Source organism: Arthrobacter sp. NicSoilB8 (genome assembly GCF_019977355.1).
In the GTDB taxonomy this organism is placed as follows: domain Bacteria; phylum Actinomycetota; class Actinomycetes; order Actinomycetales; family Micrococcaceae; genus Arthrobacter.
The window spans coordinates 89,759-105,578 of sequence record NZ_AP024656.1 but is presented as its reverse complement, the minus strand read 5'-3'; the positions used below and the strand labels follow the sequence as shown (position 1 = coordinate 105,578).

Below are 15,820 nucleotides of genomic sequence, written 5' to 3'. Positions count from 1 at the left end.
GGCGATAGCGCATTGAGAAGGGGGCGTGGGACAAAGCGAAGGTATTCCGTGATGAGCGGCTTCCAAGAGGTGAAAAGCGTCCGATCGAAGTTCTGTGTCCGCACAACAGCTCGCGCATCACGCAGGTGCCGACGCAGCCTACTCTCGAACGCCTGAGTCTCCGTGTCAGTGTCGCTCGTTCGCGCAGCAACGCGCATTAGTTCTGCATAGGCGTCGGGACGACGGTCATCCGCCACGACCCGCAAGTAGTTCAGCATCAGCGCCGCTGCTGGCTCAGCTGTCAGGTCCTGGGACTCATGCTCATTTCGATAGGCTCCTCCAGCGCGATCACGGTGTGAACGGGCGGGCGCAGCCGATGTTCGTCGAGAGAAGCCTCTTCGCGCCTCAGCACCTTTCGCGAGAGGGCCTGCCACGCCAAGACCAGCGATATATAGAGCAGTGATTTCTGCCCGTCAGAAAGCCGCTCGAACGGAAGAGCCACATCGTCAGGAGACGGCGTGAAAGAAACTGTGAGCTGCCGGAGGACTCCTTCGAGGTCGCCGCGCCCGAAGGCGTGTGACGGATCTTTGAAGTAATCTCCGGTGTGCAGCCCGCCCCACTGAGCGGTCAGCTGCGCGCCGAGGCTGGCGACTGCCGCGTTTGCGCCCAGGGCGTCGGTAACCTGCTCCGACAGACCCTTCAATTTCTCCTTTTCCGCGGTCCAGTCCGCAGCCCGGAGCGTCCGGCCGATGAGTGAAGCGGCGGTGCAGGAGATGTGATCAGCGGGGTCGCGCCGCGCTGGCAGGTAGTGTACCTCGATGCTGCCGCGATCGAAGCGGTTCATGTCGACGGTTGAAGTCGGCTTCCCGTCATCATCGGCGGCGAGCACGTACTGGATCTTCTCGTCAATGACGCCGTCGGGTGCAAGAACTGCAGTCAGGCGAACTCGAACGCGCGGGACACTGCCTTCAGTGTCAATTCGCATGTGAGCAAAGTTAGCCGGGACCGATGCGTGTTGTCCGTCCTCACCAGCTTCGGGGAATTCGATGTCGACTTCGATCCACAGCTCAGGCTCTCCGAGGTGAACGTCCGCGGCACTGCGGTCCTTCGGGATGTGGAAGTCACTGAGCTGGATCTTGCGCTGACCGGAAAGAGGACTGAACAGACGCGACAAGGCGGCGAGCACCGCTGTTTTGCCCGCGCCGTTCGGCCCCAGGACGTAAGTGACGTTAGAGAGGACGATCTCAGTCAGTTCGGAACCGAATGCCTGAGAATTGGAGACACGAAGTGTCGTGATCTGCATGACTACCCAAGCCACGTAACCGTCAGAGCAAGCAGCCTGACTTCCCTCTGCCGATGGCACTCGGCTTGCCGACATGGCCAGCTCGGTTCCGGCCAAACGGAGGCCCCCCGTGAAACAGGTAGGGTGCGGGCACCGGACGTCTTCATAAACTCCCCCCAACGGCCAGCCATCCGGACTTCGGACGGGCCCTGATGGAGCATACCCCAGGACCCGAGACACCTCGGAAGGCGATGCTTCACGTAGCTGTGCAGACGTGCGACATGAGACCGAAGCAGGGAAACGTTCAGACCATGCTCGGTCGATGAGCGGCCGGGCGTAGTCCTTGGCGTGCAGTGCCAGCCCAGGTGAATCCGATGCCATTCATCCGGATCCTGCCGGCCCCTCCTCGCCCGCAGTAGCTGACCTATCAGCCGCAATGGGTTATACAGCCTCCTTCCAAATGGGTTAGTAGGCACTAAAGGGAACCTATCTCGTGCATGTGCGCAGAGGTTATGCCGCCGGTGAATGACGCCGCGGGAGGTGGCCATTTTGTCCTGCCGGGCTGTAAGGGGTGCAATTGTTGAACTACCGGGCTGATGCCCTCAAGGCGAGCGTCTAGCAACCGGCTGGTACCACCGGAGGCCACCATGGAAATAGTGCGTCCGATCCAGAACCATGCAAGCCAGCCGGCACCATTACGGGTAAGACCGCCGCGGTGTTGGCTGAAGAGGTCATCACGGGACTCGTCGCCGTAGATTAGCCACACCTTGAAACCAGGGGGCAGCGCACTCTGGGCGCGGAGGTGGGCTCCGTCTTCCGAGACAAAATCCGGTCCATCACCCATTTTTCCGGCGACGACGCCTGCGGCGGCAACCCAAAGCGCGATTGCAGTGCTGTTCTGCTGATTCAGTTCGACCCTGATGTTGCCCGCGAGATCAATGACAAGGGCCCGGGCTTGTTCTTCAACTCCGGCCATCCACTGACCATTGCACTGGTGGCACGTGACCCTCGCAACCCTCTCTCTTGGATCCCTGTCTGACTCTCTGATCGACTGCACCAAGTCGCCTCGCGTCGGGTGGCGTCGGGTGGCGTCGGGTGTTTGTTTGACGCAGACCCTCGTTCGATTTGGGGAGCACACGCAGGAAGGACCGCGCCACGACGTGCGCTTTATTCAAGGGACCCGGAGACCCGCAGAAGACGCATGCCCTCCCCGGACTCACGCTCATCTGGCAGTTCGAATCACGAGGGACCTAAGCCCGTTGAGAATGAGGTCGAAAACACGGAATCTTTCGATCTGCATCACTGACACTCATTCCATCCGTCTGGCAATCTTTCTGGCCCTTTCCAGTCTTGGAAACATGCGCCGGGCCGAAGATCCCCACGCAGAGGGATCGTAAGAGGCCGGTAAAGCGCTAACCCACCGTTCAAGAACTTCTACCTCCCTTGTGTACTCTCGCTGTTGTCTTAAGATCACGGCCGCTTCCCAGGAATACCAAGGAGCAGGAAAGATGCGCTGCTCGTCCTTTTCGGCCGCGTCTATGCATTCCATGAGGAGCAACAGGGCTTCCCCTCGAAGCTTTTGTCGTTTCAGTTCCCTGATCGGCTCAACCCATTCGGGAAGTTCTCTGCCTCTCACCCTGGGCCGCTGTGGGGATGGCCAGAACGCAAAAGGATCACCGCTCACCGGGACTCCGGTTGAAAATGCCAACTGCTCTCCCTCTCGGATCTTTAAATTTTCCTAGACATGGCCGATGAGACAACGATCGAGTCTCGTCCGACATGGATCGGCAGCTGCAGTCAACGCTGTCCACCGTCAGAATCTGAAATCTTTGTAGAAGGAGCTTTCCCCCCTATGGTCCTCACAACTCGCGACAATGTACTAGGAAAATTGATAGTCGCAGACTCAATCTGGTTCAGCGCTAATGGACTGATGGTTCGGTGGCATTGCGCAAGTAGAGGGACCTGATCCGAGCTGCAATACCCTGGCGCGCAAGCTGCAAAGCATCCACTACCACGTCAGACTCAAGTGCCTCTGTCTTGCCAGCAAGCCTCCCATCCCGTAATAGTGCTCCATGAGCTAGACGTACTTCCTCCCGCAGCTTGTCATCCAGAATCAAATGTCTGACAGCTACCACTCCCCCATTGGCCTTTTCCACGCGCTGCCGCGCCTCCGGCGAAACCTCATAGTTTCTGATGTATTCGTTGTGAGCTTCGACAACTGCGCTGGTCAGCGCACTCAGCGCTTCATTCACCTTAAGCAGGTGGTCCAGCTCGAACGCCTCTCGCCTGTCCTGGAAGAACTGCTCCCTCGCGGCAGCCGCATTTCGGAGCTCTTCAGCGCGGGCACGTCGTGCCTTTACAGTCTCGATGAACAGCGTGCTCAGGACGCCCAGAAAGAAGGCCGCAACCGGCCAAACCTGATCGAAAGTCATCACTACAGGAGCTTAGAGGCAAACATCTACACAAAACGGGGCAATAGGCTAAGTACCGGAACGTGCTCCGGCGGCCAGCGGGCCGGAGCGCGTCGTGCCAGCCCAACTGGAGGTCTCCGCCGGCCCGGCTATTCCGGCATTGGGGTGGTTCCGCCGTCTTCCCAGCTGTGCCCGGCGCTGTTTCGTACAGAGATCAGGCGGGCTGCCGGGTCGTAGCCGTAGTAGGTGAAATTGGAGACCTCGTCTTGCCGGACAAACGGTTCGGCTGTGGGTAACCCGTTGCCCTCTCCCCTGCCGGCCATACGAAACGTCCGTTATCGGCATTTCCGCGCTTATTGCGGTTATGTACATTTCAGCGCACGCGGCCTAAAATTGGATCATGAGCGAGATGACAGTGACGGACGCGCGGAGCCGGCTGTCCGAGGCGGTCGACACCGCCCGAGTGAGTCACGAACCGGTGTACCTGCTGCGCCGCGGCCGCCGCGTCGCGGCGCTGATTGACGCCGAAGACCTCGCCACGCTGATCGAGGCCGCCGAGGACCTGGAGGACCTCCGCGCGGCGAACGCGGCGCGGACCGAGATGGCGGACACCGGCGAAGGCCCGGTGCCCTGGGAGGAAGTCAAGGCGGAGCTGGGCCTGGCGTGAGCTATGTCGTGCAGGTCGCGCCAGCGGCGATGCGGCAGTTGCGCAAACTCCCGCCCGACGCCCGCCGGCGGATCCAGGCCGCCATCGAACTGCTCGCCGAAACACCCCGCCCTCCAGGGGCGAAGAAGCTCGCCGGAAGCAGCGGCGACTGGCGCGTCCGCACCGGCGATTACCGGATCATCTACGAGATCCGGGACGCTGAGCTGATCGTCCTGGTTGTCGCAATGGGCCACCGGCGGGACATCTACCAGCACTAGACGCGGCCAAGACCGTCATGTGCAGCGCTGCCAAACTGCCTTGGAGCGGTCGGCGAGGGCCCGGTTCACCGCATCGACGTCCAGAAAATCGGGATCGTAGAGTTCATCCGTGCTGGTGACCCCGGCCACCCATTCCAATACTTCGGCGTGATCCGGGTGGGCAGGATCGGCAAGGACGTCCAGAATCTCCCCATACCCCGGGAAACCACCCGAATCCTCCAGCGGGCCGCGCCGGGCGCCGGCGACCAGCCGCGCCAGCGGGTCGGTTTCGTTCCGCAGCCGGCGGGTGACCAGCTCAAGCCGGTGAAGCCAGCTGTCGCCGAAGTCGTACTCATAGAACGCGGACTCTGATTCCGCAGCGAAAAGCTGGTCCAGCGAACACTCCTCCTCGGCCAGATCGGTGGGCTCCTCGCACCACTCCGCCGGGAGCCACTGCGGGGGCTCGACGATTTCCCCGTCAACAGGCCGCAGGCGCGCGAAGGGATCGCTGGCGATAAACCGGTGCAAATGCGCATCCTCCCACCCAAACGCCGCCTGCAGGACCTCGTGGATCTGCCCCAACGACAACGAACCAGCCAGCTCCAGCACGCGCCATATCTCGGGATCGCATTCCGGAAGGCGCACACGGACCTCCAAAATCGAGTCCGCACCGTCCGTCATCTCGGCTACAGGGTCTTCCATACAGGCATTCTCTCAACTCCAGCGGCCCGCACGACGCCATGCTCCAGTCTCCCGCGCGCCCAGCCTGGCAATCCGCGGCGTCAGGACGGGGTCCGGTAAGGCGTCCGCCGCACGCGGACCTAGGGAAGCCCTCCCGCGCAAGTGCTAGCCGGTGAGGGAGTCCTTCGGTTCAGGGGTCTATGCCGGCCGCGAAAGGGGCCATCGGGTCGTCCTGGTTCAGCTCCCAGGGCAGTGGGCTGCGCACTACTCTCCGGCCCTGTGCTTGAGATCGGCGATCTGCTCGGCCGACATCCAGTCGCCGGCGGTCCGTAGATAACGGCGTGCCACGTCTGCTTCCGACTCGCGCAGGAAGGCGCCGCGTGCCAGGGGCCCGGCGATGAGCTCGGCCTGCTCCCCCGGAAGGCGAAAGGACAGGCAGGTGCCGTCCGGGGCGGTCACGATCACGTCGACGGCTCCGCGGTTGGCCACGCACGGCTCGCCTAGGGCGGTGAGGGCCCTGAGGGTGAGAGTGTGCCCGTCGCCGGATTCAGCCGTGGCCTCGTCGATGACGTGGCGGCTCACGGCGTGATGCCTTCGAAGCTGTCCGGTGTGGAGAACGAGGAGATGATCTCTTTGTCGGTCTCGACCGGCTCTTCCTCCAGCCCGGCGATGACGTGCTGGATGGCGTGGAAGATCGGGGCGGCCATGGAGCGCTTCAGCTCCTCGAGCTTCCCCGGCGGCAGGGCACCCATCATGCCGGGGGGAGCTGGCTTCGAGCCAGCGGCTGAATGCCTGATCGACAATCGTGGTCATATCGAGGTCTTCGCGTTTCACCGTCGTGGACCCTAAGTGTGCGGGTGAGGTCCGCCATCATCACCCGGCGAAGGATGGGATTGCCTTGGGCCACGCCTCACCCATTACGGCGGGAGCTTCCAACCGATAGTGGTTCATAGGCCACCTGTGCCACCGAAGCAGCACCACGACCGGCAAGGCCATTGCCAAGGCACTCCTGAGGCCTGAGGCGGACCCCTCGGAGGTCGTCCTTGGATATCGCAGCCCCTGCCGGGACGTTGCGCTTCGGCCACTCATGGGCGGCTGACTGGCACTTCCAGACTCTGTCTGTCTGGAAGTCTGTAAGTCGAGCACTCAGGATTTCAGCTATTCGCTTTGGAACCGGCCGGGCCGGGAGGCGGGCTGCTCCCCCAATTGTCCAAATCGCTTTGGACAATTGGGCCCAGCAGACGCCGCAGGTATCACCGATAACGGCCGCTGAGATAGCCGCTGCCTCATGCAATTGTGCAGACCGTCTCCTGCACAATTTGACGTTCGCTACGAGGGTTGAACGGTTCACATCACCGGAACGTCCAAGATGACATTCCCGGCCGCCCGGACACGCCGGTGATTTCTCAGTGGAAGGGAAGGGCAATTTTCCACAGCTCCTTGATCTGGCAGGTGGCGCCAGTGGACATGCCGTGTGCAGCGGATTCCGGCGCAGGTTCGGGCTCCTCGTATTGTCAGCATCCCACCCCTACAATGGTCGTCTCAGACGAAGGAACAAGACCATGGCAGGGCCACCCGGATCCAGGTCGCGGGACTGTGGATCTCGGCATCCAGCCAGGCCTTGGCGCTACAACGCACCGGCCCACCTGGCGCTCGCCTCATTCGAAGCGCCCGCGGCGATCCGGCGAGGCCTTGGTAGTGGGGGGTGATCGGTAGGGGGCCGACGATTGTGTTCTGCGGAGCGGACAGTGCACCGTAGCGTTCCTTGGCTACCAAAAACCTCTCCCCTGCTGCCTGAATGAGGCGAAGACCGGTCGCGGTGCAGGTGCGCGCGGCGGTCACGCGGCGTACGTGTCGTTCACGAAGGCCTCCGCGGCACCAAGGACCTCGCGCCTGAGTTGCTGCTGGATGCACAGCACAGGCAGCTCCGGTCGGCCCGACCGACCGAATGTGCCCAGCGCACAGGAATGTGCCTTTTGCAGCGCCCTCAAAACAAATGGATCATGGGGTTACGAACAAATTGTTCATAACGACAGCTCGCTTACGCGAGAGAAGTAGGAGAACCTCTCATGCCTGGACCACTAAGAGCCGAAGACAGCGCCATGATCCTGATCGACCACCAAGTCATCTCGATGTCATTTATCAGGACATAGTCGCCGGAGATTGCGAAGGTCAACAACATCGCCCTGGTAAAGGCGGCGTCAGTACTGGATATCCCGAGTGTCTGGACCTCCAGCACTGAGACCGAGAACAAGGACTGGTGGATGGATGGCCTCAAGGAGATCGCACCCGAGGCGTACGCGAATCGTATCCAGCGCACAGGGATCGTGGATTCGTGGAACGATCCAGAGTTCGTCGCCGCGGTAGAAGCAACCGGTCGCAAGACGCTCATCATGTCTGGCACCACGACGGATGGCTGCCTGCTCTACACAGCGCTCAGCGCCCGGCGCGCTGGCTACACGGTCCACGCCGTTCTCGACGCGGGAGGTTCGCCGTTCGCCGACTCCGAAGCGGCCGCGCGGGTGCGAATGGCACAGGAGGGAGTCATCCTCACGGCGACGAACACGGTGATCGGCGAGCTGGCCGTCGATTGGGCGACCCCCGCCGGGGGCCAGATGCGTCACATCCTAGGCGAAGCACTTCAGCACAACCTCGGCGAGTTTGGCCTCTCCAAATAGCCGTTCGGGATCCTTGAACCTTTCGCCCGCCGTCGGGCATGCAGATCCGCCGGCGACGCCAAGCGCGCCGGTGGATCTGCATTGCTCCGGTGTTTGAATGCCTCTGATCCATGGATGGGCCGTCTGGCCTTGGGAGATTAGAGCCCTACTGGTCGCGACCGGGTGAGGCCAGGCCGCTTGGCGTCCCCAACGCGATCTGCGTAGAGCCGTTGCGGTGCGTCTTGATTTGGCGATGATGCTCGACCGACCATGCAGAGAGCTGAAGGACGGACGCTGCCCAGGGCCGTGGCAAGAAAAGCTCGGGTGAAACTCTCGGGATTTCTGCGCCTGAAAACGGAAACAGAAATCTCCCGACTGGGCCACAGCGAAGGTAAGCCAGTTTCAGGGACATTCGGCGCGAACAGGCCCCTACGCTGCCGGCTCCCCCAGCGCCGGCACCACTGCCGTCAAACACGCAAAAGAGTATCGCCGAAGAACACCGAGCTGTGCCACATGCTCTCTGATTTGGGGCAAGCCTGCACCACATGAAAGCACGTGCCTACCGTGCCCTCAAAAGGGAAGACAAGCTCGTTTCGGCAGCCAGAAAATAGCCGTCGCGCTTCAGCGCTCCCCCGTCCGCGACGCCTTAGATGCCGAGGGCGGGCGGTGGCGTCCCGCTTGGGTTCGCTGGGATCTCCAGAACGGTGAAGTGCCCTGCCTTCGGGGCGGGACCCCCGACTCGAATGGTCTCGCGTGCGTAAGCGAGCCACTGTCATTTGATTAGCCCACTAATGATTCGTACACTAACGATATGAATGGCGAGAGCTTTGAGGACGGAGTCCATCGTCCGTCATGGAGTCTGACTGTGACGGGCAACAACTGACCACAAGCACTCGCCAGCAGCTTCCGACCCCGGGTTCGGAGGTACCAGGACGCGCCACATCCGCAAATGACGTCTAGCTGCAGTCTCGTCAGACCAACATTCGTCCGCTGATTTCTGCTGGCTCCGGGACAACTTATCCATCTATGAAGGCGACGGAACTACTGTGACCAGCACTACCACCTCATCAGCACGCACCAACGGGCTAGATCACGAGCTTTTCTTCACCCTCTGGACGGTCTTCAAGCGCGTCGGAAATCACGACCGAAAGGATGCGATCCAATCGTTCGAAAAGCTCATTGGCGAACTCGGAACCCAAGGAATCACACTGCGCGGCGTTTACGATGTCTCTGCAATGCGCTCCGACGCTGACATCATGATCTGGCTGCACGGAAACAAGCCTGAGGGTCTTCAGTCGGCCGTGCGGAATATCCGCCGCACCAAGCTCTTCGCTGAAACCACGATTACATGGTCCGCTATGGGCATCCATCGCGAGGCCGAATTTGCAAAGAGCCACCTTCCGGCATACGCCCAAGGAATAGCACCTGGCGCCTGGCTGTGCGTCTATCCGTTCGTGCGCTCGTACGACTGGTACTTGCTGCCCGCTGCCGAGCGCGGACGGATGCTGCGCGACCACGGCCTGCTGGGACGTCAGTTTCCGCAAGTCATTTCCAACACCGTCTCTTCCTTCGCCCTAGGCGACTGGGAGTGGCTTCTCGGTCTCGAAGCGCCGGAGCTGGTGGATCTGGTTGACTTGATGCGACATCTTCGTGGCACAGACGCGCGTCACCATGTCCGAGAAGAAATTCCCTTCTACACCGGTCGGCGAATCGAACTGTCGGAGATACCAGACGTCCTTCGATAATCACTGGACGTCTTGAACGGCACTCCTAATCCGCAGAAAAATCGGGCTCCAGAAGGGACCCACAAATTTTTATCCGCCGGAGCCGAATGGAATCGGCGGACTGCCGCCAACCCCTTGAGGGCGGACACATGTTCCATGTGACCGCGTTGACAGACAACTTGCACTCCGCGCCGGCTAAAGCAATGTAGGAAGGAAGACTCCTCGGTCCTTTGGATAGCGCTATGCTCGCTCCCAAGAAGGTCTTTTCGCCCGCTGGGAGGCTGACAGAACCGAGTGGGGAGTGCATTTCATGATAGAGCAACGCGGAAAGGCGGAGTCCATGCAGTTTGGGATTTTTACAGTCGGGGACATCGCAGCACCCGATCCCCTCGCTGAGAGATCAAAAACGGGCAGGAGCACACATCTGGTGAATTCGCATTTCGTGGCTGTACCTGTTGAAACTGAGGAGGCTTCGTGGCTCGTCGCGTTGGATATCGACGGCACCACAATGCACCCAAACGGATCCATAAGCGACGCTGTGGTCGAGCAGGTGCGCCGTCTTGACGGGGCTTGCAACCGGGCGCTCCTTTGCAGCAACCATGCCTGTGCTCGATCGCCTCGGCATCACACCGCGGTTTCTGGTTTGCTCGAATGGTGCAATTACCCTGCACCGTGACCCCGAGACCGTAAGCGGCTACCGGCGCGAGTGCGTGGAATCCTTCGACCCGACCGATGCGCTCCGCTCGATCCGCACACACCTGGCGAATACCCGCTTCGCTGTCGAGGACGAACACGGCCACTACCGGTACACCGAGCCGTTCCCGGATGCCACGATCGGGCTGGACAGTGAGCACGTAGTATTCGACGAACTACTGAACCGTCCTGCCACGCGTGTCGTTGTGATCTCCCCTGACCACGACATGGTGGACTTCCTCGCTGTGGTGGAGAAAATGGGCCTGCATCAGGTAAGTTACGCGATCGGCTGGACCGCTTGGCTCGACATAGCCGCTGACGGGGTCAACAAGGCCACGGCCATGGAACGGATTCGAATCGAACTCGACATTGCTCGGGAACAGGTGATGGTTGTAGCCGATGGCCGCAACGACATCGAGCTGCTCAGATGGGCTTCCGAAAGTGGCCGTGGCGTGGCCATGGGGCATTCGCCAGCTGAAGTGATTGAGGTTGCCAGCGAGGTCACCGGAAGCGTGATGGACGACGGCCTCGCGCAGGTATTGGCCACGTTGTAGCGGACATACGCGGGTGGCGCCGGGTACGGTTCCGAGGACCCGAACGAGTGCCCCTCAAACCAACGCGGCAGGCGGCCCTTTATGCGTGCAATTCGCGCGAAGTGTCCGGCTGCTTGGGGTGCACAGGGACATCTATCGCATCTGAGGCTAAGGGTCTCGGCCGGGACCCGGTTATCGAAGAAACATCTGTTCGGGTGCCCGTCAATGCAATCCGGTGGGCGCGATCGGGACTTCCCTAGCGCTCAGACTGAGTCCCCAGACGGATAGATCGTTCTTGCCCGGCACCGCGGCGGATGCGAAACTGCGCGATATGGCTAATGAGTGCGAGTAGGGCTGTCACAATTCCGTACCCGACAATCGTGGGTACGAGGCCGAAGGGGCCAGCAAGCTGGCCTGCGATGATGACCGGCAGACCGAAGGCGATGTAGGCGACAACGTAAATGGCTGCGACGATGCCCGCTCTCTGCTGGGGGACGGCAAGCGGCATGATAAGCCGCAGCGATGCGGGGAACGCCGCACCGAAGCCGACGCCTGCGATGATCAGGCCGGCGAGTAGGACCGCCAGGCTTCCGGACAACAGGGCGGCAACGATGCCGGCAGTCCCTGCCATGGTGGCGTATATGCCGATGAGCATTCCGTGCCGGGGGCTGAAGCGTGCGAACGCGATGCCGACAAGAGCTGCCGTCGCCGGCGCGATGAAACCGCTGAGTCCGTTGACCAAGCCACTGTTCAGGTGGAAGACGTTGCGCACGACCGTTGGTGCCAATCCGAGGGACAGGCCGGCCAGCATCCAGATTGCGGCGATCACAGGAGCAGCGGCGGTGAATTCACGTCTGGCGGCCGGCGGAACAGCCACCCTTGGAATAAGAGTCCGTAACGCTCCGGGTGTGCGGGTCACGCTTTCGGGCGAGAGCACCACGACGCCTAGTCCCAGAATCGTCACAATCGCGAGGACACCGAAGACGACCGTATTGGCCTCGGGCGTGAACTGGATGGCGAACCCCGAAAGCAGTGCGCCGACGGCGAGGCCGGCGGACATGCCAACACTGCCAAGAATGCTTCCCAATCTCTTTCGGTCCGGGGGCGCCAGGTCAACAAGAGCGGCTGTGAATGCGCTGGTTGCAGCGCCCGTAGAGAGGCCCTGAACGACGCGCGCCGCGATCACCCACCCGATGTCGGGTGCTACCAGAAACATGATGATCGATACGAGCTGCAGAAGGAGAGCTCCGATCAACACGGGCCGCCGGCCGACATGGTCGGAGAGTGACCCCACCAGCAGGATGGCCGTCAGAAAGCCCAGCGCGTAGACGGCGAATGCCAGGGCCAGAACTGATGCGGGGAACCCCCACTGACTTTGGTAGTACGCGAGCAAGGGCGTCGGTACCCCTGCCGCGAGATAAAGGCTGATAAATGTGATCGCACTCCCCGCGAAGGCCAACCTGGCCGGAATTTTGAAACGATGGTGGGCAGCAGGGGTGGGTGTGTCTACGGAGGACTGGGTAGTCATGTGATGCTCCTGTTGAGATGGACAAACTCAAGCGTCCGGGCGGGTGGTCAGGTGTGGTCCCGCTTGGCCGCTGTGGACGGTAGATTCGGCACCGAAATACTGGGCCGCCCGGGCCTCGTTGGTGGGGGTCCATGCAGGGAATTGCGGGCCAACATTGTTGGCAGTAGGTCTGAACGGCGCCGGAGCAGGATTCTGACGTGTACGGAGAAACCAACTTTCATTAGCTGGCGATGGCCGTTTTTAGTCGCCGATCTCGATCGGGACGCGCACGGCATTTCCCCACTCGGTCCAGGACCCGTCGTAGTTCCGCACGTCTTCAAACCCGAGTAGATGAGTCAAGGCGAACCAGGTGTGACTGGACCGTTCGCCGATGCGGCAGTAGGTGATGACCCGGTCCCGTGTACGCAGTCCGACTTCGTCCATGTACAGGGCTTCCAGCTCTGAACGGGACCTGAAGGTACCGTCCTCTGCAACGGCGCGAGCCCAGGGAACGTTTCGGGCGGTGGGGATGTGGCCGCCCCGCAGTACACCTTCTTCCGGATAATCCGGCATGGTGGTTTTCTCCCCGCTGAATTCTTGCGGGGAACGAATATCGATTAGTGGATGACCAATGTGGTTGAGTACCTGATCCTTGAAAGCTCTGATCCGGGTATCATCCCGCTTGATATTGGGGTACTTGACCTGGCCCGCCACTTTCACGGAAGAACCGACCTCTAAGGGGCGGCCCTCAGCAATCCACCTGTCCCGTCCTCCGTCCAGGAGTCGTACATCAGGATGCCCAAAGAGGCTGAACACCCAGAGAGCGTATGCAGCCCACCAATTATTCTTGTCGCCATAGATGACCACGGTGCTGTCGCGAGTTATCCCTCGAGACTTCATGAGAGTGGCAAATTTCTCACCGTCCAAGTAGTCGCGCTGAATCGGATCATTGAGATCCACGTGCCAATCAACCTTAACCGCCGTGGGGATGTGGCCGACTTCGTACAGAAGCACGTCCTCATCGGATTCAACGACCACCAGGCCCTCGCTTCGAAGGTGGGCGGCCAGCCAGGCTGTCGTAACCAGACGGGCAGGGTGCGCGTATTGCAGGATCTTGGATGACGTATCGAGTGGTAGTTTCACGAGATTTTCCTTGCCTTGTTTGAGTTGTCATCGGTTCTTCCGCGGAACTATTTCTTGGATCGCAAATCCAAACAACGGTGTTGGAGGCCAGGTGCGGACCCCCTGATTCCCCGCCGCATAGGCAGGCATCATTCGCTTCCTGCTTATTGAAGGCAGCTACCTGTCAGGCGACCTGCCATGGCGCTGCACGTGCGATACCGCCGCTTGCAGTTCATGCAGGCCGCGGCGCACTAAAGTTCTGCGCCTCATTGACAGCGGGCCCGGCGCGCTATTGTTGCGAGGCCGACCGAACCGTGATGCTTTCCAAGGAATTTCGACAGATCCGGAGTCCGCGCTTCGTGTCCGTGGGTTGCGCTTCGAAGACCTCGAACAACACAAGGGGTAGGCCGTGGCGTGAGCCGGAACTATGCGGAAATACAGATCCGGGCTCTTCACCATGAGCTCTACCTTTCGGTCGCCAGCGTGGAGCCGGATGCCGACCACGCCCCCGTGTCGATCGGAGACCAGCCATCCGGTTGGCCGTCGAGTCGCGACATGCGGCGACCTCGTCTGACATCGATGAGGGGATCAGGAAGAGGGGTGGTGAACACATTTTCGACCAGCGTGTATTCAGCTGCCAGACGTCCGACAGCGGCGAGGGCAGCGGTGTCTATGCGTCCTCGGTCCAGGTACAAGTCATCCCGGATGTGAAACCGGACAACCTCGCCCCATACGACATGGTCGAGTACTTCGCCCACCGGGATAATCCGATCAACCACACATTCCATCGAAATGGGGGCGTCCTTGATCCGAGGTGCACTCACGACTTCGGACGCTTCCTTCTCAAGTCCCACGGCGTGGAACTCATCGATTCCGGAATCGAATTCGAAGGCACTGCGGTGCATCTCGTCAGCGTGCGGCAACGTCACGATGTTGGTGACGAAGCAGCCCGTTTCACGAATGTTGATGAGGGTGTCCTTCAAGGCGCCATCAGATCGAGGCTGCAGCGTCAAGGAAACCATCGGCGGCTTCCGCCCAACCGCAGTGAAGAATGAGATGGGGGCCAGGTTGGCAACCCCGTCGCCTGAGGCCGTGCTGACCCATGCGATTGCTCTGGGAACGATGCTCCCGATCAGTAGCTTGTACGCGGAGACCGCATCGAGGTCCACCGAATCAATGATCATGTTGAAGCCTTTGTCTTTCCGTGACTTTGTTACCGAACTTGATAGAAACACTGGACAGATACCGGTCCTGAAGGCGCCGGGCCTTCGAGGCCTCGAGAACGTTCTGTGGTGGGATAATCATTCGACGTATGAAGAAGCGGACCATTTCGCCCATGACAAAGCATTTCGAGGCGCACGGGATCTGGCATCGCCTGATCTGTCATGTTCATCGACCATGCGTCGAGGCCCGGTCTGCATCAAATGGCCCTCGGAGTGCGGAGTAATCCGAACGATGTACCGGACCGATGCCCCCCTCGAAAGTGTCCTAGGTTGTGACTAATCGACCCGGGCGAATCGATCCCCAGAAATGCGGAAGGCGCAATCCCGGAATCACTTCGGCCGTGGATTGGAGGGTCAGCCCTACTATGCCCAGGGGTTTGGTTGGGTGTCGGGTACGGCGCCGGCTAGTTCTCGCAGGCTGGCGGCCCGGGTTGCTCCATATGCCTCCTCAAAGCGAGCCTGAGCGCTTTCCCAGAGAGGCAATGCCTGGTCGAACCGTTCAGCACCTCGCTTGGTTAAACTTACGACCTTGGCTCGGCGGTCCGACGCCGACAACGCCGTATGGACAAGTCCGTCTCGCTCAAGTGGCTTCAGGTTGGCAGCCAGCGTTGTGCGATCCATGGCCATGACGTCGGCAAGTTGCCCTATGGTCTCCGGGCCCCGTGATTTCAATTTCTGCAGGAGTGTGAACTGGGTGGCGCGTAGGTCGACGCTGACGAGGGCGGCATCGTAGGTGGCGGTCAAGTAGCGGGCTGCTTTCCGAACCGCGAAGCAGTTACACCGCCCCTCAAGGTCGGCCGACGCGGACAGACTCGACGAGGTCATTGGTATCCTTCGCTCGATATTGGCTTCATCCACAAGGGTTTCTTGTATTCCTTCATGATAGGCGCATATGCTCCTAACTGTCCATGCTGCCCCTAGCGCTAATCACATGAGGACTGTTCTAGATTTCCATCTCAGGTTCCGGTTGAAGTGGCGGGCCGAAGGGGCTAAGCCTCTTAGCCCCTTTCCGACCCGGCGTGTCACGAAATGCGGCATGCCAGAAGGCTGCAAAACGGGCCGCATGGCCCCCAGAGCCATTGGCAAGCCTCTCAGCGGGCTGGTG

16 protein-coding genes are annotated in these 15,820 nt (G+C 60.8%); 5 read left to right on the top strand and 11 right to left on the bottom strand.

Translation table 11 applies throughout. The features are described 5' to 3' along the window. Nucleotides 1-280: 280 nt before the first annotated feature. The 4 genes from LDO15_RS22685 to LDO15_RS22670 all read right to left on the bottom strand — a co-directional run bounded on the left by LDO15_RS22685 (nt 281) and on the right by LDO15_RS22670 (nt 3,995). Nucleotides 281-1,282, bottom strand: a complete 1,002-nt coding sequence (locus LDO15_RS22685) for an AAA family ATPase (protein ID WP_223988119.1) — start codon at nt 1,280-1,282, stop codon at nt 281-283. A gap of 454 nt (nt 1,283-1,736) precedes the next feature. Next, nucleotides 1,737-2,237 (bottom strand): hypothetical protein, encoded by a 501-nt coding sequence (locus LDO15_RS22680; RefSeq protein ID WP_223988116.1) that lies wholly within the window; start codon nt 2,235-2,237, stop codon nt 1,737-1,739. 943 nt (nt 2,238-3,180) lie between these two features. Continuing rightward, on the bottom strand, nt 3,181-3,696 hold the full coding sequence (locus tag LDO15_RS22675; RefSeq protein ID WP_223988113.1) for a hypothetical protein: 516 nt from the start codon (nt 3,694-3,696) through the stop codon (nt 3,181-3,183). Between the two features lie 125 nt (nt 3,697-3,821). Next, a complete protein-coding gene (locus LDO15_RS22670) occupies nt 3,822-3,995 on the bottom strand; it encodes a hypothetical protein (RefSeq protein WP_223988110.1) in 174 nt (57 codons plus the stop codon). 77 nt (nt 3,996-4,072) lie between these two features. Here LDO15_RS22670 and LDO15_RS22665 point away from each other — a divergent pair, with 77 nt between their 5' ends. Both LDO15_RS22665 and LDO15_RS22660 read left to right on the top strand, forming a co-directional pair. Further along, the gene (locus tag LDO15_RS22665) at nt 4,073-4,339 is read left to right on the top strand and encodes a type II toxin-antitoxin system Phd/YefM family antitoxin (protein WP_223988107.1); all 267 of its coding nucleotides are present in this window, start codon (nt 4,073-4,075) and stop codon (nt 4,337-4,339) included. Next, a complete protein-coding gene (locus tag LDO15_RS22660; RefSeq protein WP_223988104.1) occupies nt 4,336-4,596 on the top strand; it encodes a type II toxin-antitoxin system RelE/ParE family toxin in 261 nt (86 codons plus the stop codon). The genes LDO15_RS22665 and LDO15_RS22660 overlap by 4 nt, the downstream gene beginning before the upstream one ends. A 15-nt stretch (nt 4,597-4,611) precedes the next feature. Here LDO15_RS22660 and LDO15_RS22655 read toward each other — a convergent pair whose 3' ends face one another. The 3 genes from LDO15_RS22655 to LDO15_RS22645 form a co-directional block, all read right to left on the bottom strand. After that, nucleotides 4,612-5,277: a plasmid pRiA4b ORF-3 family protein gene (locus tag LDO15_RS22655; protein WP_223988101.1), complete on the bottom strand. Its 666-nt coding sequence runs from the start codon at nt 5,275-5,277 to the stop codon at nt 4,612-4,614. A 243-nt stretch (nt 5,278-5,520) separates the two neighbouring features. Next, complete coding sequence (locus tag LDO15_RS22650) at nt 5,521-5,838, bottom strand: hypothetical protein (RefSeq protein WP_223988098.1); 318 nt, start codon at nt 5,836-5,838, stop codon at nt 5,521-5,523. Beyond that, a complete protein-coding gene (locus LDO15_RS22645; RefSeq protein ID WP_223988095.1) occupies nt 5,835-6,011 on the bottom strand; it encodes a hypothetical protein in 177 nt (58 codons plus the stop codon). The genes LDO15_RS22650 and LDO15_RS22645 overlap by 4 nt, the downstream gene beginning before the upstream one ends. Nucleotides 6,012-7,418: 1,407 nt before the next feature. On the opposite strand from LDO15_RS22645, the gene LDO15_RS22640 reads away from it, so the two are divergent. From LDO15_RS22640 to LDO15_RS22630, 3 genes are all read left to right on the top strand, one after another. Further along, nucleotides 7,419-7,934, top strand: coding sequence for an isochorismatase family protein (locus LDO15_RS22640; RefSeq protein ID WP_346656006.1), 516 nt, complete (start codon nt 7,419-7,421; stop codon nt 7,932-7,934). A 1,025-nt stretch (nt 7,935-8,959) separates the two neighbouring features. Continuing rightward, nucleotides 8,960-9,658, top strand: coding sequence for a hydrogen peroxide-dependent heme synthase (hemQ, locus tag LDO15_RS22635; RefSeq protein WP_223988092.1), 699 nt, complete (start codon nt 8,960-8,962; stop codon nt 9,656-9,658). Between the two features lie 539 nt (nt 9,659-10,197). Beyond that, complete coding sequence (locus LDO15_RS22630; protein WP_346656005.1) at nt 10,198-10,884, top strand: HAD hydrolase family protein; 687 nt, start codon at nt 10,198-10,200, stop codon at nt 10,882-10,884. 235 nt (nt 10,885-11,119) lie between these two features. Here the strand turns inward: LDO15_RS22630 and LDO15_RS22625 are convergent, their stop codons facing one another. The 4 genes from LDO15_RS22625 to LDO15_RS22610 form a co-directional block, all read right to left on the bottom strand. Further along, nucleotides 11,120-12,391, bottom strand: a complete 1,272-nt coding sequence (locus tag LDO15_RS22625) for an MFS transporter (protein ID WP_223988090.1) — start codon at nt 12,389-12,391, stop codon at nt 11,120-11,122. A gap of 240 nt (nt 12,392-12,631) precedes the next feature. Then, a complete protein-coding gene (locus LDO15_RS22620; RefSeq protein WP_223988088.1) occupies nt 12,632-13,513 on the bottom strand; it encodes a sulfurtransferase in 882 nt (293 codons plus the stop codon). Nucleotides 13,514-13,956: 443 nt separating this feature from the next. Next, nucleotides 13,957-14,676: a flavin reductase family protein gene (locus LDO15_RS22615; protein ID WP_223988086.1), complete on the bottom strand. Its 720-nt coding sequence runs from the start codon at nt 14,674-14,676 to the stop codon at nt 13,957-13,959. A 402-nt stretch (nt 14,677-15,078) separates the two neighbouring features. Continuing rightward, complete coding sequence (locus LDO15_RS22610) at nt 15,079-15,459, bottom strand: MarR family transcriptional regulator (protein WP_223988084.1); 381 nt, start codon at nt 15,457-15,459, stop codon at nt 15,079-15,081. Nucleotides 15,460-15,820: the final 361 nt, after the last annotated feature.

Coding starts and splice junctions, on each gene's coding strand:
- LDO15_RS22685 (WP_223988119.1), bottom strand. CDS start 1,282: ATGCAGATCACGACACTTCGTGTCTCCAATTCTCAGGCATTCGGTTCC.
- LDO15_RS22680 (WP_223988116.1), bottom strand. CDS start 2,237: ATGGCCGGAGTTGAAGAACAAGCCCGGGCCCTTGTCATTGATCTCGCG.
- LDO15_RS22670 (WP_223988110.1), bottom strand. CDS start 3,995: ATGGCCGGCAGGGGAGAGGGCAACGGGTTACCCACAGCCGAACCGTTT.
- LDO15_RS22665 (WP_223988107.1), top strand. CDS start 4,073: ATGAGCGAGATGACAGTGACGGACGCGCGGAGCCGGCTGTCCGAGGCG.
- LDO15_RS22655 (WP_223988101.1), bottom strand. CDS start 5,277: ATGGAAGACCCTGTAGCCGAGATGACGGACGGTGCGGACTCGATTTTG.
- LDO15_RS22645 (WP_223988095.1), bottom strand. CDS start 6,011: ATGATGGGTGCCCTGCCGCCGGGGAAGCTCGAGGAGCTGAAGCGCTCC.
- LDO15_RS22625 (WP_223988090.1), bottom strand. CDS start 12,391: ATGACTACCCAGTCCTCCGTAGACACACCCACCCCTGCTGCCCACCAT.
- LDO15_RS22615 (WP_223988086.1), bottom strand. CDS start 14,676: ATGATCATTGATTCGGTGGACCTCGATGCGGTCTCCGCGTACAAGCTA.